This is a genomic window from Sorangium sp. So ce124 (assembly GCF_051525235.1).
Taxonomy (GTDB): Bacteria; Myxococcota_A; Polyangia; order Polyangiales; family Polyangiaceae; genus Sorangium; species Sorangium atrum.
Genome location: NZ_CP150312.1, coordinates 9,348,767 through 9,374,448, shown reverse-complemented (window position 1 = coordinate 9,374,448; position 25,682 = coordinate 9,348,767). Strand labels below are relative to the sequence as shown.

The window sequence follows — 25,682 nt, the reverse complement described above, 5'->3', positions numbered from 1 at the left end:
TAATGAATTTGGTCGCGCATCATTCTATCATCGCGTCATGGCTTGCCGTGGTGCTCCGCCGGCTCAATGTGGCCTGACAGGCATCGAGCCAGCCGTGGGCCGTGGCTTCCCAGCTTCGCGCGCGGGCGTGCCCCGGTCCTTCTCGCCGAGCCCGCTCCCGCAAGGTTTCATCCTCCACCAGTCGATCCATCGTTACGGCGATGGACGGCTCATGCGACGGGTCACAGCTCGCCGCCAGGTCGCCCGTCACCTCGGGTAGCGCGCCGATCCGCGCAATCGCGAGCGGCCTGCCTGCCGAGAGGGCCTCGAGCGCCGGCAGGCCAAAGCCTTCATGCAGACCTACCATGAGGACGCCATCGGCGCCCGCCACGAGCCTCGACTCCAGCGAATCGGACACATATCCCAGCAGCATCGTGCGATTCCCGAGGCCGAGCCGCACGACCTCCTCGATGATCAAGGGCAGGGCACCCCAGTCGGCGCCAGCCAGCACCAGGAGATGCGTAGAGCTTGCACGGCTCCTCTGGAATGCACGCAAGAGGTGCAGGTGGTCTTTCCCGGCATACTCGATCCGCGCCAGGTAGAGCAGATAGGGCTTATGCAGTCCGAATCGCCTGCGCGCTGCCCGAACCCGCGGGTCATCGCCGACCGGCAGCGTGATTCGCTCGTAATCGACGCCATTCGGGACCACCCGTACGCTGCCTGATGGTCTTCTGAGCATCCCCACCAGATCTCGCCGCGTCGCCTCACTGATCTCGATCAGCTCGTCGGCCCTCCCGACCACGCGCCCGATGAGCACCCGGAGGTAGGCCGTGCGCAGCGCATCGAATTTTCCCGGTACATGGATTTGTGCCAGAGCGTGCACCATGGCTACCGTAGGAATGGGAGAATACGCCGCGGAGCGTCGATTCGCCGCCGGGAGCAGAAGCACATCGGCCCCTGCCCGAGCTGCCACATCGCGGCGGCCATTCGCGCGTGAATCGTCGATCGATGAGCATACCAGGATCCCCGTGCTCGGGCTGACCCTGTTGAGCCTGGAACTTACCGATTTCTTAATCTGATCTGCTGTCGCTGACGTGTCAATGAGAATTCGGAGATCTTGAACCAATGGTATCCTGTGGCGTCACGCCGACGCCTGGGTCGATCGTGATCTGTGCAAGACGGTGATCTCTGTGATGTACAGCGCTGACAGCGAACTTCGCGCCGTGCTTCCGCGCACGAACGCTGGTAGCGCCGGGCAGAATGGCGCTCGGATGGAGGCTCGCTCAACCGGCGCTGAAACGACCCGAACGGCCCACGTGGATCACGCCGCGCCGAGCTCTGTCAGCGCGTGTTTAGAGCGATTTGCGGTTGAGCTTGGTACAAGCTGAGCACGGTCGGGCGGGACGGTGGCATCGCTGATGCTGTTGCCTACCGCATGGGCCCGTACAGCATCGACCTGCGGCGGCGGATCATCGACGCCTACCAGAACCGTGAAGGAAGTATCCGGGAGCTGGCCGAGCGGTTCGAGGTCGCCCCGAACACGGTGCAGAACTATCTCACGCAGCTGCGCGCCACGGGCGACCTCGCGCCGAGCCCGCACGGCGGCGGCATGCCACGGAAGCTCGACGACACAGACGAGCGGGCACTGATCGCGCTGCTGGAAGAGAAGAACGACCGGACGTTGGCAGAATGAATAGGCGTTTGCGGGACTGCGCCTGAGCAGCAGCGGCGGCGAGGTCCCGGCGCAGTCCCGCAAACGTCGGGTTGGACCGGGCCGGTTCGCGGCCGGGCGAGGCGGTCGCGAGGCCTATGGAGATCCTGCCCGAGAAGGCAGCAGAGGGCGGGCGCGGCGGGGCTCGCACGCGTGGTGCATCCCGCCGCCACGACGTTGGGCGCAGACGTGCCGAGGCAGAGCGCGGCGCCGACGGAGGCCCAGCAGCACGCAGGCCGCCGACGTGGACGGCGCAGAAGGCGGATCGATGCCTGACCGCCGCGCAACGGAGGTGGTGCTGTCGCTTCTGCCCAGGCCAGCGATGCTCATGACGTGTCCGGAGGGGCAGCGGAAGAGGCGACGACGCACGACGGCAGCGGGCGGCGAGCCATCGCAGCCTGACCGCAGCGAGGACAGATGGACAGGTCGATCCCCGTGAGCTCGGCGAGCAGCGTGCACCAGTCGACCTTGACGACGTGGCGCGCAGAGGGCTCGTGCTCGTGAGAGCTGGCTTCCCGGTGCTCATCTCCCCCGACAGCGCACTGCCCTGCGTCTCGCGCCGCCAGGATCCTCGTGCGTGCCACCTCGAGCGTGGTGGTGGCGTGACACGCGGCCATCAGGCCGAAGTGTCGGATCTTCACGAAGCGATGTGGCAGCACGTGCATCAGGAAGCGACGCAGAAACTCGTCTGCGGAGAGCGTCACGGTCTTGTCTCCGCGGGTCCGGAAGCACACGCCGCGCTCATCCATCCACCGCAGCCGGTGATTGGACAGCCCGACCCGGTGGGTATAGCGACCGAGGTAGGCAAAGACCTGCTCGGGCCCAGCGAAGGGCGGCTTGGCGTAGACCACCCAGGGCTTGCGGTAGAGCGCGTCGAGCAGCGCAGCGAAGGCAGCGGGGTTGGCCAGCGCGGCGGCTCCGCCGGTCAGGTCGAGCTCTCCTTGGTCATAGGCCTGCCGAAGCGCGGCGAGCAACTTGCCGCGGAAGAGCTTGCCGAGGACCTGCACAGGGAAGAGGTAGCCGCGCCGCCCCTCGATCCAGCGCGAGCCGTCGGGCGAGAGGCCGCCGCCGGTGACGATGCAGTGCAGGTGCGGATGGAAGCTGAGATTGCGGCTCCAGGTGTGCAGCACGGCGGTGACACCGAGGTCGGCGCCGAGCCGTTTGGGATCGCGGCCGAGCGTGAGCAGGGTCTGCGAGCCGCACTGGAAGAGCAGATCGAAGACCGTCTGCTGGTTGACGAGCGCCAGCGGGCGCAGCTCGGCCGGGAGCGTGAAGACGACGTGGAAGTAGTGCGTCGGCAGGATGCGCTGCTGCCGCTCGGCGATCCACCTGGCCTGGCTGAGGCTCTGGCACTTGGGACAGTGGCGGTTGCGGCAGGAGTTGTACGAGGGCTGCTCGTGGCCGCAGCTCGTGCACACGTCGACATGGCCGCCCAGCACCGCGGTCCTGCACGCAGCGATGTCGCGCAGGACCTTGCGCTGGGCGGTGGAGACGGCGTGGGCGCGCAGGTAGGCCTCGCCGTGGGCGCGGACGATATCCGCGACCTCGAGCCGAGGCCTACCCGTTGCCGTGGGCCGCGGCGCCGGGGGATGCGGGTGCACGCGACCTCAGCCGAGCTTCTTCTTGGCCTCCTGGGTGCCGAGCACCTCGACCGGGCTGCGGGTGCGACCGACGTGAGCCTGGCTGACGCGGACGTAGCGGACGGTGGTGCGGATGGAGCGATGGCCGAGCAGGGTCTGGATGACGCGGATGTCGGTGCCGAGCTCGAGCAGGTGGGTAGCGAAGCTGTGCCGCAGCACGTGCGGGGTGACGCGCTTGTGCAGCTTGCAGCGCCTCGCCGCCTCGCGCAGCGCGTTGCGCACCGCCTCGTGCGAGATGACCGAGCCCTGCTTGCGACCCGGGAACAGCTCCGGTCCAGCGGGTCTCTCCGCCCGCCAGTAGATGCGCAGCGCGGTCAGCACGGGGGCGCTGAGCATCACGTACCGATCACGCCCGTGCTTGCAATTGCGGACGTGGATGAGGTTGCGCTTGCTGTCGATGTCCTCGACCCGCAGCGAGCAGACCTCATCGATCCGCAGACCGGCGCCGTACGCCGTCAGTACGATCGTGCGCTGCTTGACCGAGCCGCTCGCGTTGAGCAGCGCCTCGACCTCGGTGCCGCTGAGGACCGGCGGCAGCTTCTGGGGTACCTTCGGCCAGGGGATCGCGACGGCGACCTCCGGACGCCCGAGCGTGGTGGCGTAGAGGAACTTGATCGCCGCCACGTACTGGTGCTGCGTCGCCTCCGCGATCTTTCGCTGCTCGGCGAGATAGAGCAAAAACGCGCGCACCTCGTCGAGACCCATCTGCTGCGGCGGCCTGCGGTGATAGGCTACGAAGGCCCGTGCGCAGCGGAGGTAATTGTCGCACGTCGACGGCTTGTATCGCCGCAGCTTCAGGTCTTCGGCCATTCGATCGCGGAGCTGTCCCATCGCTGCCCTCCTGGTGGACGCGGCGCCCGGGCAGGGGCGTCGCGAACGGCAGGGTGGGCAGGGAATGAGGCGGCGGGCGGCCAGTCCTGCGCGGCGCCGGGCTCTTTTTTCGCAATAAATACTGGCAAAAGCCGCGCTGCGGCAGCAATGACTGCCGTGACAACCGCAGCGAAGACAAGGATCCGAGTCGCGGCAGGAAACCGCGGCTCGGTATCCGGAATGCTTAACGGCGCAGGGCCCGCAGCATCTTCTTGAGCCTCACGCCGAGTTCCTGCACCTCGTCAGCATCGCGCTCGCTCGCGGCCGGCACAGGAGCTGCCGCGAAGCGGCTTGGTTCAACTGATCGAGCAGATGGAGCAGCGTCACCATGTGCACGTCAGCGTCTCGACGATGAGCCGCACACTGCACCGGATGGGGATCACCCGAAAAAAAGGACGTTGGGTGCCAGCGAGCAAGACCGCCCGGACGTTCAACAGGCCCGCGCGAGTTTTCAAGATTGGGCGGGGACCGCAGATGCGCGCCGCTTGATCTTCGTCGACGAGTTCGGTGCCAACCTGGGCATGACCCGGCTCTATGGCTACGCCCCCAGCGGGCAGCGGGCCTACGGCAAGGCGCCGGCGAACGCGGACCCGAACCTCACGCTGGTGCTCGGGCTGGGGCTGCAGGGGGTGGTGGCGCCGGTGGTCTTCGAAGGCGCCATGAATCGTCCTCGATTTGAGACGTACGCCCAGGAATATCTGGCTCCGGTGCTGCGGCCTGGCGACATCGTGCTCGTGGATCGACTCAAGCCACATCTATACCCCGAGGTCCGCGCGGCCATCGAGGCGACGGGTGCCGACTACCACCCGCTGCCGCCTTACTCGCCTGATTTCTCGCCGGTGGAAGAGTGCGGCAGCAAGATCAAGCAGACCCTCCGCACCGCTGGGCAGCGGACCGTGGTGGGCGTGCTCGACGCGATGGACAGGGCCCTCCACCAGGTGACGCCGAAGGACGCCGAAGGCTGGTTCCGCCATGCGGGCTACCTCGACCGACCCCCTCGTCCCAGACCGCAGCGCAGGGGCACGCCTCGGAGGCGTGCGCCGCGGATTCGCACGCCTCGCAAGCGTCGCGCTCGGGATCCGCCACGCCCCGCCCGAGGGGCGCGGTCTGTACCAAAGCCAATCGCGAACCGCTCTAGAGCGCCTAACAATTAGGCGTTTGCTCGAACGCGGACGGCTGCAAGTCGCTGGCGTTCGAGCAAACGCCTATTTGTTAGGTACTCTTACCTCGGTGAGGACCATTTGTACCATCAGGAGGCGGGGGAGGGTACTCGGGACGACGGGACTATCGAGCACGGCTATCGCATCCGCCGAACACCAAACGAGAACCCTGTCGCATCGGAGCCTACGTCTGGCCCTCCGATTTTGGATGAGTCTCTCGTTGCACGGCTCGATACCGAACCCGACGATCTCATGGTGGCGAGCGCGTTTTTCACGGCCTGGTGGCGAGGAAGGCCGGACGTGAGTGGCGACCGGCAAGCCGCCGCAGCAGCCCCGGCACTCCGGTTATGGCATTGAGGCGGAAGCCCGCGCTTTCGATCATCCGACCCACCGTGCTGGGCAGGAACGTGTGCGGGTGGGCCTCGACCAGGATGCTGCCCTTGTGGATCTGCCGCGTCAGCAGCTCGAAGCGCCAGCGCCCGACCAGCGATAGACAATCGACGCCGACCAGCAGCTTGCCGCCCGGACGCAGCGCCCGCGCCGCGTTGCGCAGGATGGTCAGCGGCTCGCGAACATGGTCGAGCACGTTGTAGGTGACCACCGTGTCGAAACAGGCGTCGAAGCCCAGATCTTCGCCCGGCGTCTGGATGTACTCGCCCTCGGCCGCAAGACCCTCGACCCAGGTCAGGAAAGGGGCAGCCCAGGTGTCCACGACCAGCCGAGTCTCGCGCAGAGGCAGGCGGGGCAGGGGATCGGCCTTGACCAGCCGGCGCACCCCGGTCTTGTGGCGACTGAACGACACGACGCTCACGCCCAGGGGGCCGCAGCCCACCTCCAGCACGTCCTTGCCGTACAGCAGGTCGCGCTGCGTCCCGTCGTCGAACAGCGACAGGAATTCCGGCTTCTCGGCGCAGATGCGCAGGATCTCGCGCAGGTCGAGCTCGCGCCAATAGCTAAGCTCGGCGGTCTGGGCAGCGGTCCACCGGTCGAGGGTCACGGCCGAAGTCAAGATGCGTCTCCTGACAGGATGTTCGCCTGCTCGACGGAACCGGGGCAGGAGGAGTTGTTATAGGAATACGGGCTTCCCCCGCCGCCGCACGCAAGCACGGTGCTCGCCACGGCGACGCCGCCGGCCTGCAAGAATAACCGGCAATTCGGCGTGCAGCGCCGGTTCTTCCACGGGTATTGCCGTATGGGAACCGTGATCAAAGGACGTTCGACCGGGACAATGCGCCCCACACCCATCGAAGCCATGGTTTGTCCCCCCCAAACGACGGATGACACGGCGGGCAGTCCGCACGCACGCTCCAGTCACTCAGGAGCGTATGCGGTTTTTACAATCCTGTCAAGTTACGGAGATTCGAATTGATAAGATCCCTATGTGTCCGCGACGCCACTGGCACGCGAACACGCTCAGGAGAACCCGCTCCGCGCGCGACGGCGCGCTGCGGTTTGCCAAGCCGATACGCCACGCGTCCATCCGCGAGCACTGAGAGTCGCTCGAGACTGAAGCACGGCCGCGCCCCATGCGAGCCGCGGCCGTCGTTCAGCGCGAAAAGTTTCGGTGGCGACTCGCCGCGCGCAAGGTCATCGAGCGCTACATCGCGCGCTGACTGTCACTTGCCGGCAGGCACCAGCTGCGGTGCGGAGACGCTGCGTGAGGCGGCGCGCTCGAACAGTTCGCGTGACAGCTCCACGTGACGGCGCACGTACGCTTCCGAGTTAAGGTCGCCTTCGCGGAGCTTGGTTTGGGCGCGGGCGGTGCGCTCGTGGCAGGTGTCGGGCTCGCGCGCGCACAGCTCGAGCTGCCGGCGCAGCGAGTCGGGATCGCCCACGGCGCAGTAGAACAGTTCGTCGTCGGCGAAGTACGAGCGTAAACCGCCTGTGTCCGTGGCCACGACCGGCAGTCCGCGCACGAGCGCTTCTTCGATCACCGTGATGCCCGAAGCGTGCAGGTTGTGCTTGAGCGGGACGACGGCCACGTCCGCCCAGTCGTAGAGCTCGGCGAGTTTTTCGTTGCGGGAGACGCGCAGCAACTCGATGCGTGCACAGCCGCGTCCCGTCGAGCGCGGGGCGGTTTGGGACACGATGCGCGCGCTACAGGCTTCGAAATCGCGCACTGCCGCCACCAGCGTCGACCAATCGCGGTGCCGATCGTTGCCCACGGCCACGATGCGCAGCGGTCCGCTGCGAGCGCGCCGCCGCGCCGGAACCATCTCGTCCACGCGGATCCCGAAGCGGACGAGCTCGGTGTGGTTGTTCGGAAACATTCCACGCGCCACGCGCAGGTTCTCGCTCGAATGCACGGTGATCGCATCCGCGCGCGCGAGCAGCGCGCGCCACAGCAGGCTGCGCGGATCGAGCTTGCGCGCGGCGCCGTCGAAGAACCAGACGCATTGCGCGATCAGCACGGGCGAGCGCGCGGGTTCGCGCTGCAAGCCCTCGAGGATGCGCAGCATGGCCAGCGCCCCCAAGTGCTGCGACTCGGTGTGCGTCCAGACCACGTCCGCCCGCTGAATCTCGGCGCGATTGCGGAAGGCGTGCACCAGATCGAAGCCGAGCAGGGCGCGCACGCCGAGCCGCAGCGCGCGGGCGGGTAGCCGCTCGGCGTGGGCCCGAGAGAACACCACGTTGCAGCCGTGGGCTTCGGCGCGATCGTAACCGTAAGGTTTACGTTCGTTGATACCTATCAGGGTTCCCGCCGACCAGCGCCGCGTCCACTCCTCAGCGTCCTGGCTTGCAGACAAGTGTACGAAGACCTGCATGGTTACTTCCCACGAGCGACCCGGGCTACGTCGGCAACGATGCGGTCCACGCCCGCGAGCATGGTCTGTGGCGAGAAGCGCGTCATGGCGGCGGCACGCGCCCGCGCCCCCATCGCGTCGCGCACGCTGGCGTCCGACAGCGACGCGAGCGCCGCCGCCAGCGCGCCGGCATCGCCGGGCGGCACCAGCAGGCCGGTCTCGCCGTGGTCGACGATCTCCTTCACCCCGCCTGCCGCCGTGGCCACCACGGGCCGTGCGGCCAGCATGCCCTCCACCACCACGCGGCCAAATGGCTCGGCGCACACCGAGGCGTGCACCACCACGTCCATGCAGTGCATCAGCTCCGCCACATCGGCGCGGAAGCCGAGGAAATGCACGCGGCCAGCGAGATCGGGCTGTGCCGCGCGCGCGCGCAGCGCGGCTTCGTAGGCGTGCTGGCCGAACAGCGGCGCGCCCACCACCACCAGCGTCGCGCCGGGCATGCTCGAGATGGCATCCATCACCACGTGCTGCCCCTTCCACGGCATCAGCCTGCCGAACAGCCCCACCACGAGGCCGTCCGCCGGCAGGCCGTTGGCCACGCGCAGCGCCAGGCGGTCGCGCTGCAACGCGGCGTCGAACGGCGCCGGCTCGATGCCGTTGTGCACCACTTCCACAGGCACGGCGGAGCCGGCCAGCGCGCGAAACGCGTCGGCGCTCGCGTGGGAGTTGGCCGCCACGCGCGTGAGGCCGCGCGACAGCCAGCGGATGACCAGCCGCTGCGACGGGCCGAAGAAGCTCGCATCGACGATATCGTGCAGATGCCAGACCACGGGCCGGCGGTGCAGCCATTTGCCCAGCACGCACACGGCCATGGCCTTCTGCGTGTTGGCGTAGACCACTTCGGCCCGGGCCGCGCGGCGGGCCACCCGGCACACCAGCGAGGGCAGCGCCAGCAGGCCGCGCAGCGTGCCCGCACCCAGCCCGCGCTGCCGCAGCGCGCACACGGCGGCGCTTGCCTCCACGCTGACCGGCACGCCCTGCGCGGCCAGCCGTTCGCGGAACGGGCCATCCTCGAGCAGCAGCACTTCGCTGTCGTGGCGCCGATGACGCGCGATATCGAGCAGGCACAGCTCCGCGCCGCCGATCTGTCCGCTCTGGTCGACAAACAGCACGCGCGGCGCGCCAGTCAGGGGGGCGCCCGCCGGGCTGGCTTCATGCGCCATCGAGTTCACGCGCATCATGGCGGGAGGGTCCTGTTCAGCCTCGTGCCCGGCGGCCGCCTGCGCCACCGCAAGGTCCACCATGACGTTGACGATGCCGTTGCCGACATCGAGCGCGTCGTTGGCCAGGTGAAGAATCCTCATGTCTTGCCTCCGTGGTTCGCCTGCGTGGCAACGTCCTGCGGGGCGGCAGCCCGCGCGCGTCGCGTCAGCCGCTGCAAGGCCGATTGCGCCACGTCGCGGAACGTGGCCGAGCTGTGCAGCGACCATCCCATGTTGCATAGGGCGAGGGCCGTGCCCACACCCAGGCAAGGTATCCGGCCATCCACGTGCGAGGCCACCACCAGCGCCACCAGGACGAACGCCAGGTGCGGCGCCATCTCGCGCAACAGCGGCCGCACGCGCATGCCGCAGTACCGCATCAGCGCCGCATACTCGACCACGCCGCGCACCAGTGCCGCCATCACCGCGCCCTGGATGCCGAACAGGTAGACCCCGCCCCACAGCAACAACGCGAAGGCCGGCAGCAGGAGCATCGACACATGCGCCACGCCTGCCTCCTTGCCTTGCGCCAGCATGAGGTTGCGCGCCACGGTGGTCTGCCCGGCAAGCCACACACCGATGACCATGATCCGGCCGATATCGCCCGAACTGGTGGACAGCTCCTGACCCACCCACAGGTGCAGGAACGGCTCGAGCACGAACAGCGCGCCAATGGTTACCGGCGTGAGCAGGGTCTGCAGAAAACCCAGGGAGTGGTGGGCGATCTCCACCGCTTCCTCGCGCGGCGCGGCCGCGAGGCGCGGGAATAGTGTGCGCGAGAGCGCACAGGAGAGCAGGTCCAGCCGCGACACCAGGTTCTGCGGCACGGCGTAGTACGTGACGAAGCGCGGCGGTTGCAGCGCGCCCACCACCACGCGGTCGAGCGATTCGCCGATCATGTTCGCGGCCGCCGTGAGCTGCATCCAGCGGCCATAGCCGAACAGCGCGCGCACGCTGGACCGCTGCGCGTGCTGCACGGTGCGGATTTCCAGCACGCGCAGCGCCGCCACGCCGAGCATCAGCGCAAGGATCGCGCGCGCGATGAGCGCGGCGCACAACGCCACCTGCAGCGTCGGCGCGAACACGAAGGCGGCCGTCACCGGCAGCACCTGGAACAGCACCATGCCGGTGGTCTGGTTGATGTTGAACACCGAGAAGCGCTCGGCCGCGTTGATGGCGCTGGCAAACACCACTCCCACGTTGCCCACCGGGACCGACAGCGCGATCCACGGCAACGCCTGCGCCACCTCGGCCAGCAGCGCCTCCGACGCATGCGTGACCCAGTGGAAGTACGCGCCGGCCACCGCCCACAGGATGGCCGCGCCGACCAGCCCGGTGGCCAGGTTGGTCCAGAACGCGCTCCAGAAGGTGCGCCCGATGTCCTCGCGATCGGCCGTGGCCAGCGCGCGCGCGATGCGCTTCTGGCCGGCCAGGCTGATGCCGAAGTCGCACAGCGTGAAGTAGCCCACCAGCACCCACACGAGCGCCATCACGCCGAAGCGCTCCACGCCCAGCACCGTGATGTACAGCGGCACCGTGACCAGCGACACCAGCGTCGGCAGGGCCGATCCGGTCAGGTTGATCAGCAGGTTGCGCCGCAGCGTCACGTCCATCATGGCCGCGTCGCTTCCGCGGCCAGCGCGGGCCGCCACCGGTAGATCAGGTTCTTGCCGCGCGCGTCTTCCTCGACGACCACCACGTACTCGCCATCGGCACGCCGCAGCGCCGTGATGCCCATCGGCACGTCCATCCAGCCGCTGTCGCGGCCCACCTCTGGTCCCGGCGTCACGCGCCCACCTGCTGGCCGGTGCGGTCGAGCTGGTCGTCGCGCACGGCGCGCGCCGGGCCGCTTTCGGGCTGGTCCGGCTGGCGGCCCGAGGCCGCCATGGCCTGCGCACGCGCCACGAAGCCCAGCAGCGCCTCACGGAAATTGCCGGCCGAGAACCGTTCGGCGTTGAGCCGGCAGGATTCAGGGCGGAACAGCGCGGCATTGCGCTCGAACCGCTCCACCGCATCGACGATGGAGGGCACGCTCTGCTCGGCGAAGAACAATCCGGTCGGCATCGCGCTGGTTTCGTCACGCACGGTCTCCAGCGCGCCGCCCCGACCATAGGCGATGACCGGGGTGCCGCACGCCTGGGCCTCCACCACGGCGATGCCGAAATCCTCCTCGGCCGCGAACAGGAATGCGCGCGCATGCTGCATGATGCGGCGCATCGCCTCGAAGGGCTGATGGCCGAGCACCTGCACATTGGGGCCGGCGGCGGCGCGCACCTTGTCCAGCTCCGGTCCCGCGCCGACGATCACGAGCTTGCGGTCCGGCATGGCGCGGAACGCCTCCGCGATCAGCGGCACGCGCTTGTAAGGCACCAGCCGCGACACCGTGACGTAGTAGTCCTCGTGCGGGCCGCCCGGCACGAAGGCGTCCACGTCCACGGGCGGATGGATCACGCTGGCATGGCGCCCGTAGATCTTGCGGATGCGCCGCGCCACGAACGCCGAATTGGCGATGTAGTGATCCACGCCATCGGGCGTGCGCGCATCGCAGTTGCGGATGTAGTGCAGCAGCATGCGCGCGAGCACCGAGCGCAGCCCGTACTGCAGGTTGCCCTCGCGCAGGTACTGGTGCTGCAGGTCCCACGCGTAGCGGATGGGGGTGTGGACGTAGCTCACGTGGAGCTGGTCCGGGCCGGTCAGGACGCCCTTGGCCACCGCGTGCGAGCTGGAAATCACGAGGTCGTAGCCGGACACGTCGAGCTGTTCGATCGCCAGCGGCATCAGCGGCAGGTAGCCGCGATAGCGCTTACGCGCGAACGGCAGCCGCTGGATGAACGACGTGGTGACGGGCCGGCCCTGCAAGAAGGCGCGCTCCTCGGCAAAGTCGATCAGGCTGAAGACGTCGGCGTCCGGATAGCAGCGCAGGATCTGCTCCAGCACCCGTTCCGCACCGGCGTACGCCACCAGCCAGTCATGCACTACTGCGACTTTCATCTCGGCTCCCCCCTTCACTTCCTCACCTCATCGGCGCATCGGCTCATTCGCAACGGTCGACCGCCTCGCGGTAGACCTGGGCCGTCCTGGCGGCGATCACCGGGATGTCGAAGCGGCTGCGCGCGTAGGTGCGGCACGCCTCGGCATCGGGCAGGCGCAGCGTGCCGCGCAGCGCATCGGTCAGGCCGGCCGCCAGCGCCGCCACGCCGCTGGCTGGCAGCACCAGCGATCCGGACAGGTCGCTGACCGCCTCGGGCAGGCCGCCCACCGGCGTCACCAGCACCGGCGTGCCGGCCGCGAGCGATTCCAACGTGGTCAGCCCGAACCCTTCCAGCATCAGCGTGGGCACCACGCTCAGGTCCGCCGCGCGATAGACCAGCGGCAGTTGCGCGTCGGGCAGCGCGCCCATCAGCCGCACGTGATGCTGCAGGCCCATCGCGGCAATGCGCTCGCGCAACTCCGCTTCGATCGTGCCGCGCCCCACGATCAGCAGCAGCGCATCGGGCACGTGCTTGCGCACCGTCGCCATCGCGTCGACCAGGTCTCCGAGCCCCATGCGGCGTACCAGCCGCCGCACCGTCAGCACGATGGGCCGGTCCGTCGGCAGGTCCAGCGCCTGGCGCGCGCTGCGCCGCTCCATCGGCACGCCAAAGCGCGCCGCGTCCACGCAGCCGGGCACGACGCGGATGCGCGCCGGGTCCACCCCGTAGCGCGTCTCCAGCACGCGGCCGAACGCCATCGACATCACGATGTGGAGCTGGCAGCGCGCATACACGGCCGCCTCGATCCGATGCCGGATGCGGCTGGCCAGATCGGCCGCACCCTCGGCCTGGCTCTCGGCCGCCCACGGCCCTTGGAAATGCATCACGGTGGGATACGCGCGGATCAGGTCCAGCCCGGGCAGCGTGTAGAGCGCGAAGTGCGAGACCACCACGTCGGGCCGGTTGCGCGCGAGCATCTCGCGCAGCGTGCGACGCGCACGCAGCAGGCGCATCGGCACGCTGGCGCCGGGCGGCGCAAACGCGACGATGGCGCCGTGCGTGTCGGCCGCCGCCGCGCCCGAGCCCGTCACCATGCCGCGCACGGCGACACCCGCACCGGGCAATGCGCCGGCCAGCGCGTGGTAATGGCGATCGAGCCCGCCCGGGCGCTCCGGGAACCAGTGCATGCCGATCTGGAAGGCAGTCAGCGGCGTGCGCGCGGCCTCGGCCATTTGCGCGGCCAGCGATTCCCGGCCTTCGTCGGGCGCGCCGGCATGCGTGCGCAATGCCCCGTGCGGATGCCGCGCGGAGGTTTCGGCAAGTGTCCAAGGTGCGGTCATCTGGATTCTCCCTTCAGCGTCACGTCAGTGTCTGGCGCGCCCGCCGCTGCGGGCCGCCGTGCCAGACGGCGGTACAATTGCAGATAGCGTTCGCCCATCGCGCCCCAGCCCTGGCCCAGCATGGCGGCGCGGCCGGCCTGGCCCATGCGCCGCAGCGCATCGGGGTCCGCCGTGAGCTGGCGGATTGCGGCGGCCAGCGCGGGCACGTCGTCCGGGTCGTCCAGCACCACGCCTGCATCGGGCGGCACGAATCCCGCCGCGCCCGCCGAGCGCGCCGTCAGCACCGCCATGCCGCTGGCCATCGCCTCCAGCACCACGAGCGACATCGCCTCGTAGCGCGAGGGGAACACCAGCGCGTCGCAACTGCGCATCAGCGCGGGCATGTCGGCCACGTGACCGAGAAAGTGCGCCCGCTCGGCCACGCCGAGGTCGCGCGCGAGCTGCGGGTAGGGCCTGCCCTCGGTGGTGCCGGCCACGGCCAGCGCCACCGGTTCCGGCACCTGGGCCAGCGCGGCCAGCACCGTGCCCAGGTTCTTGCGCGGCGTGCGCAGGTCGCCGGCAAACAGCAGCAGCGGCACGCCGGCGGGCAGCCTGAAGCGCGCGCGGCAGACCTTGCCCGGCGTGAACTCGCTGGTGTCCACGCCGTTCGGAATCACCTCGATGCCGGCGGCAGGCACGCCCGTGGCGCGCAGCTCGGCGGCGATGCGCGGCGTTAGCGCGACCACGGCCCGCGCCTGCCGGAACGCGCGGCGCTCCAGCGGCACGTTGACGCGCGTGAACATCCATTGGTACGCGGCGCGCCAGCCATCGCGCAGCCGGTATGGGTAGTACCCCGAATGCAGCCAGCCATGGTGGACGAAGTGCGCGGTGTTGACGTCGGCGCGCGCCCACGTGATGAATCCGTTCACATGGACGATGTCGAACCGGTGCCGGTTGCGCGCGAGCCACCAGCCACTGGCGATGGCAAATACCTGGTGGCGCAGCAGCGCGGCGGGCAGGCGCCCCTCGGGCACGCACTGCCAGTGCACGCGCGGGTGATTGCGCCAGACCTCGGCCACGCGGCTGGCCACGAGCGTGACCTCGCAGCCAGCGGCCAGCGCGGCGGCGACGATCTCGTGGTTGACGCGCCCCTGGCCGTCGTTGTGATCGACCACATACGTGACGATGGCCACATGCAACGGCGCCGGCATGGTCGATTGCGGACTCAATGCGCTGGGTCCTCCCTGCGCGGCCAGCATGCGGGCATAGCGATGGCCGATCACGGGCAGCGTCACGCCGATCTGGAACAGAGCTGCGGTCATCTGGATTCTCCCTTCAGCGTCATGTCAGTGTCTGGCGCGCCCGCCGCTGCGGGCCGCTGTGCCAGGCGGTGGTACAACTGCAGATAGCGTTCACCCATCGCGTCCCAGCCCTGGCCCAGGTGACGTCGCAGCCAGCGGCCAGCGCGGCGGCGACGATCTCGTGGTTGACACGCCCCTGGCCGTCGTTGCGCTCGACCACATGCGTGACGATGGCCACATGCAACGGCGCTGGCATGGTCGATTGCGGACTCATGCACTGGGTCCTCCCTGCGCGGCCAGCATGCGGGCATAGCGATGGCCGATCACGGGCAGCGTCACGCCGATCTGGAACAGGATGCCGTCGAACCCGTTCAGCGTATTGCAGAATACGAGCATCGACATCAGCGCAATCGACGTGCCCACGGCCGCGGCCAGCAGGCGGTTCGACTTCATCGCCAGCCCGCGCTTCATCGCCCGGCCCATCATCCACAGCAGCCCGGTCATGTACAGCAACGTGCCGGGCCAGCCCATCACATACGGAATCTCCATCAGGCCGCTGTCGAACACGCCGAACTTGCCGAGCTGGCTCGTGGCGGAGTCGAGCTTGGTGCTGATGCCGACCGACCCCATGCCCTGCCCCGCGATGTCGCTGGTGGCCACCGACAGGAACGATTCATAGAACTGTAGCCGCTCCTGGAAGCTGTTGTCGTCCTGGATCGACGAGAAGGTCTGCATGCGGTCCAGCACCCGCTTGGCGAATTCATCGATCGTGAACATCGGCACCGACAGCGCGGCCACGATCAGGATGGCCAGGATCACGCGCGAGCGCGTGCGGCCGTCGATGCAGGCCAGCGCATAGAGTCCGCCGATGATCAGCCCGCCCCATGCGGCACGCACCGCCGTCAGCAGCAGCGCCGCCAGCCCCGACAACGCGCCGACCCAGACCACCTTGTCGCGCCCGGCCACCATGAACAGCAGCCCGCTCATCAGCACCGTGGCGAACGGCCCAGGCGAATTGAGCGTGCTGAACACGCGGAAGCTGAACGGGAACGGCTCGCCCACCGAGTTCATGCCCGAGTGCAACAGCCACATGGCATCCCACGGCGGCATCAGCACGTACTGGATCACGCCGTAGACGCCCACCACCAACATGCCCCAGCTGAACGTGGTGACCAGCACACGCGCATAGATCGGGTAATGCTTCCACGTGGCGAGGATATGGACGCCGACGAAAACCGGGACGATGGTGTAGCCGAACGAGAGCACCGCCGACGGAATGCTGTTGCGGATGCAGCCCACCACCAACGCATAGGTCAGCGCCAGCACCAGCAGCAGCGACGGGAACGCGCGCTTGGTGGCCACGACGCGGTGGTGCGTGAGCACGGTCAGCCCGCTCATCACGGCCACCAGGACCGGGGCCATCTGGATCGGGCTGATCGGGTTGTAGGCGCCGTTGGAGAAATCCGCGAGGCGGCGCACCTCGGGCGAGAGGAAGTACAGCCAGCACATGAACGACACGTACTGGGTCGGGCTGCGCTGATAGCACAGCAGCCCCACGAGCACCGCGCCCGCCGGATAGAACAGCTCCACCACGCGCCCCAGCCGCAGCAGGATCAGCAACAGCACGAAGGCGAAGAACAGCCCCGGCACCAGCGCGGGATGCAGCTGCCGCTGGTTGCGTCGCGCGGGGGCGTCGAGGGCGAGGCCCATGACCGGTGTTGCTCCGTCGGGCGTCATGCTGCCTTGCCCCTGGCGCGGGCCAGCACGTCGTCCATGCTGTCGGCCGGCTGGTGGCCGCCGTTGCGGCTCACGGTGTTGAGGATGCCGCCCACCACGTTGCCGCCGGCACGCTTGAGCCGCTTCACCGCCTCCACGATCTGCTGCTCGGTATGCACGCCCGTGCGCAGCACCAAAACCGTGGCACCGGCCAGCGCGGCCACCGGCATTGCGTCGTTGTGGTCGAGCACCGGCGGTGTGTCGATGACGACGAGGTCGTAGGTGCACGCATAGCTCTCCAGCGCCTGGCGCAAGCGCGTGTTCATCAGCAACGCGGCCGGCGTGGCGCCGAAGTTGCCGGCCGGCACCAGCCAGAGGTTGGGCACGCCGGTGGGCACCACGGCCTGGTGGGCATCGAGCCGGCCGCCAAGCAGCTCGGACAGGCCCATGCCCGCGGCACGGTTGAAGTAGCCGGATAGTCGCTGGCGGCGCAGGTTGGCATCGATCAGCAGCACGCGCCGGTTCGACTTGGCCAGCAGCGTGGCGAGGTTCACCGCCACGAAGGTCTGGCCCACGCCCGACGTGGCGCCCACCATCGCCACCACGCGATGGCCCATCTGTTTCAGCGTGAACTGGAATTGCGTGCAGATGCCGCACAGCGCCTCGATGGCCTCGTCATGCGGGCGGCTCTCCGCCAGCACCGGCCGCGTGGCGGCGGGCAGCCATTCCTCGGCGCGTTCGGGCGCCACCGGCACGTGTTCCGCGCCGGCCAGCTCCACCGCCATCGGCAGCTCGGGCGGCTTGCTGGCCTCGAGCCGCGAGCTGTCGTCGAGCCAGCTCTGCGCGGGGCTGAACGGAATCTCGCCGAACATCGGCAGCGCCAGGCGGTGTTCGATCTCCTCGATCCCGCGCATGCGGCCGAACACGGCGCGGCGCATGAACACCGTGAGTACCGCCAGCACGAAGCCCAGGATCATGCCGGCCGCGATGAGCAACGCGCGCTTGGGCTTGACCGGCTCCGACGGGATCAGCGCCTCATCGAGGATATGCACGTTGCCCACCATGCCGGCGCGATTGATCATCAGCTCCTGCGCCTTGTTCTGCAGCGAGATGTAGATCTCCTGCGCGATCTTGACGTCGCGCTCCATGCGCACGCCCGACTTCTCGGACGCGGGCATGTCGCGGAAGCGCGCTTCCAGCTTCTGCTGCATGGCGCGCAGCTGGCCCAGTTGCGCGTCGATGGTCTGCACGTCCGGGTGCCCCGGCATGAAGCGCTGCAGCAGCTGCGTGCGCTGCAGGGTCAGCATCGCGATCTGGCGGTCGATCTCGAGCCCGCCCTGCAGGTACGACTGCGCCTCGGACGCGGGCCGCACCGCGCCCTGCCGCTGTTGCAGCGCGGCCAGCGCGTCCTCGGCCTTCTCCAGGTCGGCGCGTACGCGCGGCACCTCGGCGTTCACGAAGTCCAGCGTGCGCGCGGTTTCCTCCTGGTGGCGCTCGAGGTTCTGCCGCACATACGACTGCGCCACCGCGTTGGCGATCTGCATGGCCGCCACGCGGTCACTGCTCTCCATCGATATCTGCACGATGCCGGTCTGCTTGCCCTGCTCGAGCACCAGCAGCGACTTGCCCAGCTCCTCGATGGCCGCGAGCTGGTTGGCGCGCGTCACGGTGAACTCGGTGCCCGGCCGCGCCACGAGCTTGCCGACGCGGATCTGCAGCGGGTCGTCGTCGACGATGGCTCCGGCCCGTCCGGTCAGCAGCTGCACGCCATCGGGATCGAACAGCGCGAACGCGCCGTCCTCGAGCACGCGCAGCGTCAGGGGCACGTCTTCCAGCGCCGGCGGCACGCCGAGCAGCTCCACGTCGATCTGCTCGCCACCCCACGCATAGCTCTTCAGGCCGAACCACGCCGGCGCCGGCTCGCCCGGCGTGGCGAAGCGACGCGCGAGGTGGCCGATGAACGGCATGGTCACGGGCGCCACCGACACATTGAGCCGGAACGCGTTGACCACCGGCTCCAGCACCGAGCGGCTGCGGATGATCTCGATTTCGGTCTCGGTGGGCAGCGGCTTGTCGCCGCCCATCATCTGCGAGGCGCGCGCCAGCGGTGCGCTGTCCGGGTTGCTCGCCTGCACCTGCAGCAGCGCGTCGGCCGAATAGATCGCCGGCATCGAGCAGGCGTACAGCGTGGCGGCGGCGGCCACCACGGCCGTGATGCCGATCACCCAACCAAGCTGCTGGCGCACCATCCGCACCAGGTCGCGCAGGATGAACTCGTCGTCCTCCAGGGGTAGCGGCGTACCGTGGGGGCGCTGGAGAGGGATGTTCATATCGGCTCCGTACTGACCAGGCTAGCGAGCCAGTTCTTTGCTGAAGAACAGGGTCTGGATGGCGGGGGTGATCTGGTCGAGCACGCGGTTGAAGCGCACGGCGTCGGACGTGCCCACGTAGACCACATCGAGCGGCTCCAGCCGGAACTGCGTGGAGAGCAGCATGGCGTCCACCTGCGTCATGTCGAGCCGGTACACGTCCGGCGTCTGTGGCTTGTCGCGCATGCCGCGCACCACGAAGATCTGGCGCGGATCGGCGGTGCGAATATCGATGCTGTTGACGCCGGCCAGCGCATCGGCCAGCGACAGCCGCCCCTTGTTCATCAGCAGCGACTGCGGCCGCACCACCTCGCCGAGCACGAACACGCGGCTCGACAGGTGGTCCGGCACGTAGACGACGTCGCCGCCCTTGAGCAGGAAGTCGTGCGCGCCGTTGCGGCGCTCGATCAGCGCCTCGAGGTCGAACTCATAGAGCCGGCCGTCGCGCGTCAGATGCACCTTCTGCACATCGGCTTCCGGCGCAAACCCGCCGGCCCGCGTGATGACGTTGACCAGCGTCATCGGCACGTCGGTCACCGGCAGCATGCCTGGCGCGCGCACCTGGCCGGTCACGTCCACGTGCTTGCTGCGGTAGGCAATCACGCGCACGTCCACGCGCGGGTCGCGCACGGTGTGGCGGAGAGCCCGGGTGATCATCCCGCGCACATCGTCCACGGTCTTGCCGCGCACCTGCAGCTTGCCCACGGGCGGGTAGTACAGCTCGCCATTGCGGTCCACGCGATAGCCGCTCTGGTCGCCCGGCAGGTTGGTCGGCGTGATCTGCGGCACGCCCGGCACCGGCACGGCGGCCCCGGTCACCGGGGCGGTGATCAGGCCCGAGCTCAGCTCCGGGTGATCGAGCACGGTCACGCCGACGACGTCCTGCGGGCCGAGTTCGTATTCGTATTCGCTCAGCGACTGGGCCAGGTTGCCCGCGCGCGCCGGCGAATCGGCCACGGCGGCGGCCAGCGCGATGGAGTCAGTCTGTGCGCGCACGAGGTCGGCGGTGATCAGCTTGACCGGATAGACGTCGGTGCCGGTCTTGGTGGACAGGTCGTCCTGCAGGCGGCTGGCATCGAGTGCGGGCCCCGGTGCCAAGGTGCAACCACCCAGCGCGGACAAGGCGGCCGCGACGGCCAGCGTGGGGAGGATCTTGTTTACCATGGCAGCTTCTCCTGATTGAAGCTGGTGCACCCTTGTTGCTGTAGACCGATGGGAGCTATTGAAGCGCTCACGGCACCCGGACGCACGTCTGTCTCCGCACGTCTGTTTCCGCACGTTCAGACACTGCGAGCGTGGGCGACACCACGTGGGGCGCCTGTCGGAGGGCGTGGAGCGCATCGGCCCGCGCGCGTTGCGCCAGCGACATGCGCCGCCAGGCCCGCCCGCCCTCGCCGCCCATGCACAGCGCGAATGCGCGCAGCCAGCCCGGATTGTCGCGCGAGCCCACCAGCACCTGGTACGCCCCGACCAGCGCGCGGCGCGCGGCCGGCGCGCCGGTGGCGTGCAGGTGTTGGTCGAGCACGAGGTAAAAGTTGTAGCTGGCGTTGTAATAAGACTCGGCGTGGAACACCCCGCGCTGGTCCGCATCGGCACGCGGCGCGGGAAAGTGATCGACGCAGAGCTTCGGGTCGTAGAGCAGCCGCCAGCCCGCGCGCCGTACCGCGAGGCTGAACGCGAGGTCGTTACTCACCTGCGCACCGGCACCACGCAGCCGGGTATCGAAGCGCAGCCCCGTCACGGCGCTGCGGCGCCACGCCATGTTGACGCCCTTGAGCACGTCCACGTCGCGCGGCGCACCGGCGCCGATGTGATGGTTGCCGATCACGCGCCCGTACCAGCGCACCTCGCCCACGCACCGCGCGGCGCCTTGCAGCACGCGGCCGCCCTCATGCACATGGTCGCGCCCGCCCACGCCGCCCAGGCCGGCATCGCGCGCGAAATGGCCGCCGATACGCGCCAGCCAGTCGGGGTGCGGCGCCGCGTCGTCGTCGGTCACGCACAGGATGTCGCCGCGCGCGGCCCCGAAGCCGCGGTTGTTGGCGGCCACCTGGCCGGGCTCGTCCACGGTGACCAGGCGCAGGCCTGGCAGCGTGTCGGGGCTGGCCGTGCACAGCCAGCGCGAGAGCAGCGCCAGCGTGGGCGCGTCGTCGGCGCGCGCCACCACCACTTCGTCGGCGAGCCGTTGCTGCCGCGCCAGTGCGCGCAGGCAGCGATCCAGGTCTTCACAGCGCCTGTAGCTGGGAATGATGACCGATATCATGTCCATCGTAGCATCCCCCGCGGGCCAGCGGACGGTGCCCGCTGCCATACCTTCAAATACCCGTTTCAAGCCGCTCGCGCCGCTCTCAGCAGGCGTTGCGCCGGAGCAGGATGCACGTCGGCGTGCGCAGGATGATCTGCATGTCGAACCAGAACGACCCGTTGCGAATGTATCAGGTCGAACTTCACCCGCACTTCGTCCGCCGGCCGGATCGATGCGCACCGGGTTGACCGCGCAAGGCGTCCAGTCCGTGCCCGAGGTGCTCCGGATCGACGCCGCTCACCCCAACGCGAAGGCCGTGCCCGGGATCTGCTGAGACGCCTCGACCTGGGGAGCCCGGGGCTCCTCGAGCACAGTGACCATGCACTCGGCGAGCAGCTCGCGCTTGAATGGCCGCTTGAGGAATGCGTTCGCCCCCGCCTCCTCGGCGTAGGCAATGACCTCAGGAGAGTGCCTGTCACTGATCACGACGATCTTCACGCGATGCAGCGCTGGGCTCCTGCGGATCAGTTCGCAGAGGTGGTACCCCGAATCGCGAGGAAGGTTCAGGCTGACGCAGACAACGTCGGGCGGGTCCTGCAGGATGCGTCGGATCGCCGTCTGGCAGTCGATCGCCGCATCGGCGAGGAACCCGAGTGTCTTCAAGGCGATTGTCAACCTCGCGGTAAATACTGGCTCATCATCGACAACGAGGGCCCGCCATTGCTTTTTGTCAGTCATCGCTCCCCCCCCCACCAAGAAAATTGACAATGCGTATATAGCGACAAACGAGACCACCGCAAGAAAAATGGCTGCAAATCGGAATAACGGCAAGTCACCGACGAGCCGTTCAGAGCAGAACCCGCGGCGCCGTGGGCGCCGCTCCCAGAGTACGCATCTCACAGGACGACGAGCCGGCCTCGCACGCGCTCACCCGCGTGCGGTGCGCCCCGCCGTCAGCCCGGATTCGTCGGATCAATGGGCGCGGAGAAAGCGGTCTCATTGATGAACACCGTGTCCCCGGCTGAAGCGCGAACGAGCTGCCAGAGGACCTTCGGTGCGACGGTTAGCCGCGGCGAGCTTGCGCGCCGCGCGGGGCGGCCAGGGTTCAGCTGGCGCCGCGGCCGGCAATCACGACCGGAACGGTCTTCGAGCCGATGTCTGCTTGCGAAAAGCCATCGAATACCTCAGACCAGAGTCATGTTGGGTCTTTGGATAATCGGGCAAATGACCCGACGTGTATTGCCAGGTATAGCAGGAAAATCGGCCCGCACCCTTGGATGACGCATGATTGCGGGGTCAGGCCTCACCGGATGTGCGACAGAGCTCTTGCGCTTGCAGCCGTGATCGACAAGCGTCGAGGTCGAAAAGGGAGTGAAGGCGTGAATCGCGGCTCGCCCGCGCCGGGTCGATTGACGCTCGTGACGTCTCGAGCCGGAGGGTCTGCGGTTCGTCGAGGTCGGACTGTCTCTCAGCAAGCAGGGGCTCGTCGCGGCGGGGCGACCACGCCCGTTCGCGCCCGCGCGCCTCATGGCCGAACTCCAGCGACGTCGCGCTGGCCACGGGCACCGCGCGCCGGCGCTGGCGAGGCGGCGCGGTCTGTCCGCCGTCCGTCGTCGGCGCGTATCGCTTGCGGCCGCTCTTCTGCGACTCGGTCCCTGCGACGGATGCGCTCGACGTGCTGGGGCGCCGCCTTCGCACGCCGGCGTCACCGGCCGCGCGCTCCTCGGACGTCGCTTCGGGCCCCCTCAGAGCGGTCTCGCCGTTGTTGCCCGCGCCCTGCCGTCGCTCTCGCATCGCACGGCCAAGCCTATGTCCGCAGCCCGCTCCGCGTCAGGATGGTGGTCGCCGAACGGATGGTGCGCCGGGATAAATCGGCAGGAAAATGAGGATGAAAGCGCCTTACGTCGAAGGAGCAGCGAACCACGACGGCCCCGAGTCATGCACCTGCACCCGCAAGGGGGCGGGCGAAGCGTTGACAGGGGTACGTACGGGCTGGGTATTGAGCCGCGAAATCAGGAAATCCAGGGTGCCGACGCTGTTATCCGAAGCGGAAGGCAACACAGCCGGGGGCGTTGCCGCGAGCCTCCGGGCGGCCCTGCGCGGTCGGAGACCCCTCGCACGTGCGGATTCTTCCTGCGCGGGAACCGGGAGATCCACGAGTCGTCCACGGCGGATGGTGTCGCGGGCCGCATCGGGAAGGCCGGGGGCCGGACGCCGATGATGCACGACTCGCGGAAATCGGACAGGCCCATGGTGCCGACGAAGCCCTCGAACAAGGCGGAGCCGTCCGCTGCGGAGGGGGTGGAGGGAAGGGGTCTGGCCAAGGGGAACACGGACGAGCAAGACGCACCCCGGACGCAGAGCCGGATCGAAGGTGCGCCCAGTGCGCTCGACCGTGTACGACAGAGGGCACAACAGGACAGGAATGCAAAGTTCACGGCGCTCTTCCACCTCGTCACAGTCGATCGGCTTCGAGACGCGTACCTCTCGCTACAGAAGAGGGCGGCGCCAGGAGTCGACGGCGTGACGTGGGAGCAGTACGGCGAGAACCTGGAGGCCAACCTCCTCGATCTTCACGCGCGGCTCCATCGTGAGCGTGCTCGCGAAGCTTGAGGCGGTGCCGAGCACGAAGATTGAGGGACGCGCGGCGTCATGGCCGTCGCGGCCTTGGGCATGGCCGGGCCGCGACGCCGGGATGGGCACGAGCACGAAGTTTGAGGGCCTTTGAGCGCGAAGAGCGAGTGCGAATCGGCGAGGGCGAAGCCTGAAAGGAGCCGCGGAGGCCTTCTCGCCTGACGCGGTCGATGCGCTCGCACGTGAGCGCGTCGACTTGCGCAGGCAGGATCGCGGCGGACTGAGCGGACAAGTTCCGGTCGACGAGACAAGTCTTCATCGCTGGAGGCTTCAGGGCTCAAGCTTCTTGGCTGGTGCCCCAAGGCGTCGACGTATCAGATCGCCGAGCCGGTTTACGCCCGCCCGGGCGTAACCGAACCGGTGAAGATGATGTCCTCGGCCAGCAGAGGCAAACGCCGCAGCAGCATCGTCTTCATCATGCCGGCCCTCGTGAACGTCGCCATCTGGATCTCCTCCGGAGAAAATCCGGCGTCCAGGGCAACCTTTGTGATCGTGTAAGGCGTAAAGAAAAAGCGATGGTCGGAGTTGATCGTTTCGGTGTTATTTAGAATTCCATTGATGTTGCCGCCCCTGAAAGCGTTCGGCACAGTAATCACGATTTTTTCGACGACGTCACCATAGTTCTCTCTAGAGCGGGGAGCAGGTCCGCGGGACACAGTACCCGCAGTGGTTGAACCAGCCGCGAGCGTCCGCCGGAGTGATCGCGCCGATCGCATGCCCATCGACTTGTAGACGGCTGAGGGCGATCGAGGTGCATCCGCTCGGATCGACTCTTTGATCTTGGAACCACAATTCTCGACCGGAGAAAAGTCCGGGGAGTAGGGCGGCAGGTACATCAGCTTCGCGCCAGCGCCTTCGATCGCTTCGCGAACCCCCAGCGTGCGGTGCGCCCCGAGGTTGTCCGCGATGACGACTTGGCCTGGCCTCAGCGCCGGTACGAGCTGTCCCTCGACGTACGCGCGGAAGGCTACGCCGTCCATGGTGCCCTCGAACGCGAAGGGAGCGACGACACCATCGAGGGCCAGCCCGATCGTGAGCGTGATCATGGGGTCGGTGTTGATCGGCACCGCACCGTGGGCACGGACTCCCCGTGGCGCCCATGCGTGCCTCCGCGTCATGCCCAGATTGGTCCCAAATTCATCAATAAAAACCAGCTCTTGTGGGTCGAGCCGAGCGAGCTTTTTTGCGAAGGCCCGGCGAGCCGCTGTCACATCTTCCGTGTCGCGCTCGGCTGCGTGGAGCGCTTTTTTTTCCGGGTGATGTTCAGCCGTCGCAACGCCCGGCCGACGGTATGGCGGCTGGCTACGATGTGATCACGGCGCGCGAGCAGGTCAGCCAAATCGTCCAGGGTCGCGTCGGAGGACGTCGCCACGAGCGACCTCAGGTCATCCAGGGCTTGCCCGTTGATCTTCGGCCGCGGCCCGTTCGCGCGAGGGCGCGGCGCAACGCTGCCGGTCGTCCGGTAGAGCGTGAGATAGGACTGCACAGTTTTCGGTGCGACTTCGAACTGCTCAGCCAGGTCGCGTACCGATCCTTCCCCATTCTCGTACGCCTTGACGATGCGCTCTCGAAGGTCGAGTCCGCAGGGTCGCATCCTTGCTGCCCTCCTGCCAAGGGGATGCAAGCAGCGTGCACGTCGGACCTGCTCCCCGCTCTAATACTACAGTTGCACTTCGGCGAGGCAGCCGGCCCCGTCCTGGCGCCGCAGGCCTTCGGGTCGGCGGGTCTTGTGCATGGTCACCGCCGCACCACGGACA

22 protein-coding genes and 1 pseudogene are annotated in these 25,682 nt (G+C 68.3%); 4 read left to right on the top strand and 19 right to left on the bottom strand.

The annotated features are described in order from the left end of the window. Positions 1-19 precede the first annotated feature (19 nt). Entirely contained in the window at positions 20-928 is a 909-nt protein-coding gene (locus WMF19_RS35230) for a glycosyltransferase family 4 protein (protein ID WP_437901711.1), read from the bottom strand. A gap of 486 nt (positions 929-1,414) precedes the next feature. On the opposite strand from WMF19_RS35230, the gene WMF19_RS35225 reads away from it, so the two are divergent. After that, on the top strand, positions 1,415-1,672 hold the full coding sequence (locus WMF19_RS35225; protein WP_437894369.1) for a hypothetical protein: 258 nt from the start codon (positions 1,415-1,417) through the stop codon (positions 1,670-1,672). Between the two features lie 344 nt (positions 1,673-2,016). Here WMF19_RS35225 and WMF19_RS35220 read toward each other — a convergent pair whose 3' ends face one another. Beyond that, positions 2,017-3,291 carry an IS91 family transposase gene (locus tag WMF19_RS35220; protein WP_437894368.1) on the bottom strand — a complete coding sequence of 425 codons (1,275 nt, stop codon included), beginning with the start codon at positions 3,289-3,291 and terminating at the stop codon, positions 2,017-2,019. 6 nt (positions 3,292-3,297) lie between these two features. Then, positions 3,298-4,161, bottom strand: coding sequence for a tyrosine-type recombinase/integrase (locus WMF19_RS35215; protein ID WP_437894367.1), 864 nt, complete (start codon positions 4,159-4,161; stop codon positions 3,298-3,300). 330 nt (positions 4,162-4,491) lie between these two features. Between WMF19_RS35215 and WMF19_RS35210 the strand changes: the two genes are divergently transcribed. After that, positions 4,492-4,689 carry a winged helix-turn-helix domain-containing protein gene (locus tag WMF19_RS35210; protein ID WP_437894366.1) on the top strand — a complete coding sequence of 66 codons (198 nt, stop codon included), beginning with the start codon at positions 4,492-4,494 and terminating at the stop codon, positions 4,687-4,689. Next, a complete protein-coding gene (locus WMF19_RS35205) occupies positions 4,686-5,354 on the top strand; it encodes a transposase (RefSeq protein WP_437894365.1) in 669 nt (222 codons plus the stop codon). Before WMF19_RS35210 ends, WMF19_RS35205 begins: the two co-directional genes overlap by 4 nt. 277 nt (positions 5,355-5,631) lie before the next feature. Here WMF19_RS35205 and WMF19_RS35200 read toward each other — a convergent pair whose 3' ends face one another. The 14 genes and pseudogenes from WMF19_RS35200 to WMF19_RS35135 all read right to left on the bottom strand — a co-directional run bounded on the left by WMF19_RS35200 (position 5,632) and on the right by WMF19_RS35135 (position 22,029). Beyond that, complete coding sequence (locus tag WMF19_RS35200) at positions 5,632-6,369, bottom strand: class I SAM-dependent methyltransferase (protein ID WP_437894364.1); 738 nt, start codon at positions 6,367-6,369, stop codon at positions 5,632-5,634. 607 nt (positions 6,370-6,976) lie between these two features. Beyond that, positions 6,977-8,125, bottom strand: coding sequence for a glycosyltransferase (locus WMF19_RS35195; RefSeq protein ID WP_437894363.1), 1,149 nt, complete (start codon positions 8,123-8,125; stop codon positions 6,977-6,979). Positions 8,126-8,127: 2 nt separating this feature from the next. Beyond that, on the bottom strand, positions 8,128-9,471 hold the full coding sequence (locus tag WMF19_RS35190; protein ID WP_437894362.1) for a glycosyltransferase family 4 protein: 1,344 nt from the start codon (positions 9,469-9,471) through the stop codon (positions 8,128-8,130). Continuing rightward, complete coding sequence (locus WMF19_RS35185; protein WP_437894361.1) at positions 9,468-10,985, bottom strand: oligosaccharide flippase family protein; 1,518 nt, start codon at positions 10,983-10,985, stop codon at positions 9,468-9,470. Before WMF19_RS35185 ends, WMF19_RS35190 begins: the two co-directional genes overlap by 4 nt. Continuing rightward, positions 10,982-11,158 carry a hypothetical protein gene (locus tag WMF19_RS35180; protein WP_437894360.1) on the bottom strand — a complete coding sequence of 59 codons (177 nt, stop codon included), beginning with the start codon at positions 11,156-11,158 and terminating at the stop codon, positions 10,982-10,984. The genes WMF19_RS35185 and WMF19_RS35180 overlap by 4 nt, the downstream gene beginning before the upstream one ends. Then, positions 11,158-12,360, bottom strand: a pseudogene (locus WMF19_RS35175) (glycosyltransferase family 4 protein); the annotation flags it as partial. The gene WMF19_RS35180 and the pseudogene WMF19_RS35175, both read right to left, overlap by 1 nt. Positions 12,361-12,403: 43 nt before the next feature. Then, positions 12,404-13,573 (bottom strand): glycosyltransferase family 4 protein, encoded by a 1,170-nt coding sequence (locus tag WMF19_RS35170; RefSeq protein ID WP_437901710.1) that lies wholly within the window; start codon positions 13,571-13,573, stop codon positions 12,404-12,406. Positions 13,574-13,677: 104 nt separating this feature from the next. Next, positions 13,678-14,859, bottom strand: a complete 1,182-nt coding sequence (locus tag WMF19_RS35165) for a glycosyltransferase family 4 protein (protein WP_437901709.1) — start codon at positions 14,857-14,859, stop codon at positions 13,678-13,680. A 142-nt stretch (positions 14,860-15,001) separates the two neighbouring features. Beyond that, positions 15,002-15,235 (bottom strand): hypothetical protein, encoded by a 234-nt coding sequence (locus WMF19_RS35160; protein ID WP_437901785.1) that lies wholly within the window; start codon positions 15,233-15,235, stop codon positions 15,002-15,004. Next, a complete protein-coding gene (locus WMF19_RS35155; RefSeq protein WP_437894359.1) occupies positions 15,232-16,671 on the bottom strand; it encodes an O-antigen ligase family protein in 1,440 nt (479 codons plus the stop codon). The genes WMF19_RS35160 and WMF19_RS35155 overlap by 4 nt, the downstream gene beginning before the upstream one ends. A 23-nt stretch (positions 16,672-16,694) precedes the next feature. Continuing rightward, positions 16,695-19,007 (bottom strand): polysaccharide biosynthesis tyrosine autokinase, encoded by a 2,313-nt coding sequence (locus tag WMF19_RS35150; RefSeq protein WP_437894358.1) that lies wholly within the window; start codon positions 19,005-19,007, stop codon positions 16,695-16,697. Between the two features lie 21 nt (positions 19,008-19,028). Further along, entirely contained in the window at positions 19,029-20,210 is a 1,182-nt protein-coding gene (locus WMF19_RS35145; protein ID WP_437894357.1) for a polysaccharide biosynthesis/export family protein, read from the bottom strand. 67 nt (positions 20,211-20,277) lie between these two features. Further along, positions 20,278-21,309 carry a glycosyltransferase family 2 protein gene (locus WMF19_RS35140; RefSeq protein WP_437894356.1) on the bottom strand — a complete coding sequence of 344 codons (1,032 nt, stop codon included), beginning with the start codon at positions 21,307-21,309 and terminating at the stop codon, positions 20,278-20,280. A gap of 279 nt (positions 21,310-21,588) precedes the next feature. Next, positions 21,589-22,029, bottom strand: coding sequence for a response regulator (locus WMF19_RS35135; protein WP_437894355.1), 441 nt, complete (start codon positions 22,027-22,029; stop codon positions 21,589-21,591). Positions 22,030-23,541: 1,512 nt separating this feature from the next. Between WMF19_RS35135 and WMF19_RS35130 the strand changes: the two genes are divergently transcribed. After that, positions 23,542-23,904: a hypothetical protein gene (locus tag WMF19_RS35130; protein WP_437894354.1), complete on the top strand. Its 363-nt coding sequence runs from the start codon at positions 23,542-23,544 to the stop codon at positions 23,902-23,904. Positions 23,905-24,257: 353 nt separating this feature from the next. Here WMF19_RS35130 and WMF19_RS35125 read toward each other — a convergent pair whose 3' ends face one another. Continuing rightward, the gene (locus tag WMF19_RS35125; RefSeq protein ID WP_437894352.1) at positions 24,258-25,136 is read right to left on the bottom strand and encodes a transposase; all 879 of its coding nucleotides are present in this window, start codon (positions 25,134-25,136) and stop codon (positions 24,258-24,260) included. Further along, positions 25,133-25,519, bottom strand: a complete 387-nt coding sequence (locus WMF19_RS35120) for a helix-turn-helix domain-containing protein (RefSeq protein ID WP_437580039.1) — start codon at positions 25,517-25,519, stop codon at positions 25,133-25,135. Before WMF19_RS35120 ends, WMF19_RS35125 begins: the two co-directional genes overlap by 4 nt. Between the last annotated feature and the right edge of the window lie 163 nt (positions 25,520-25,682).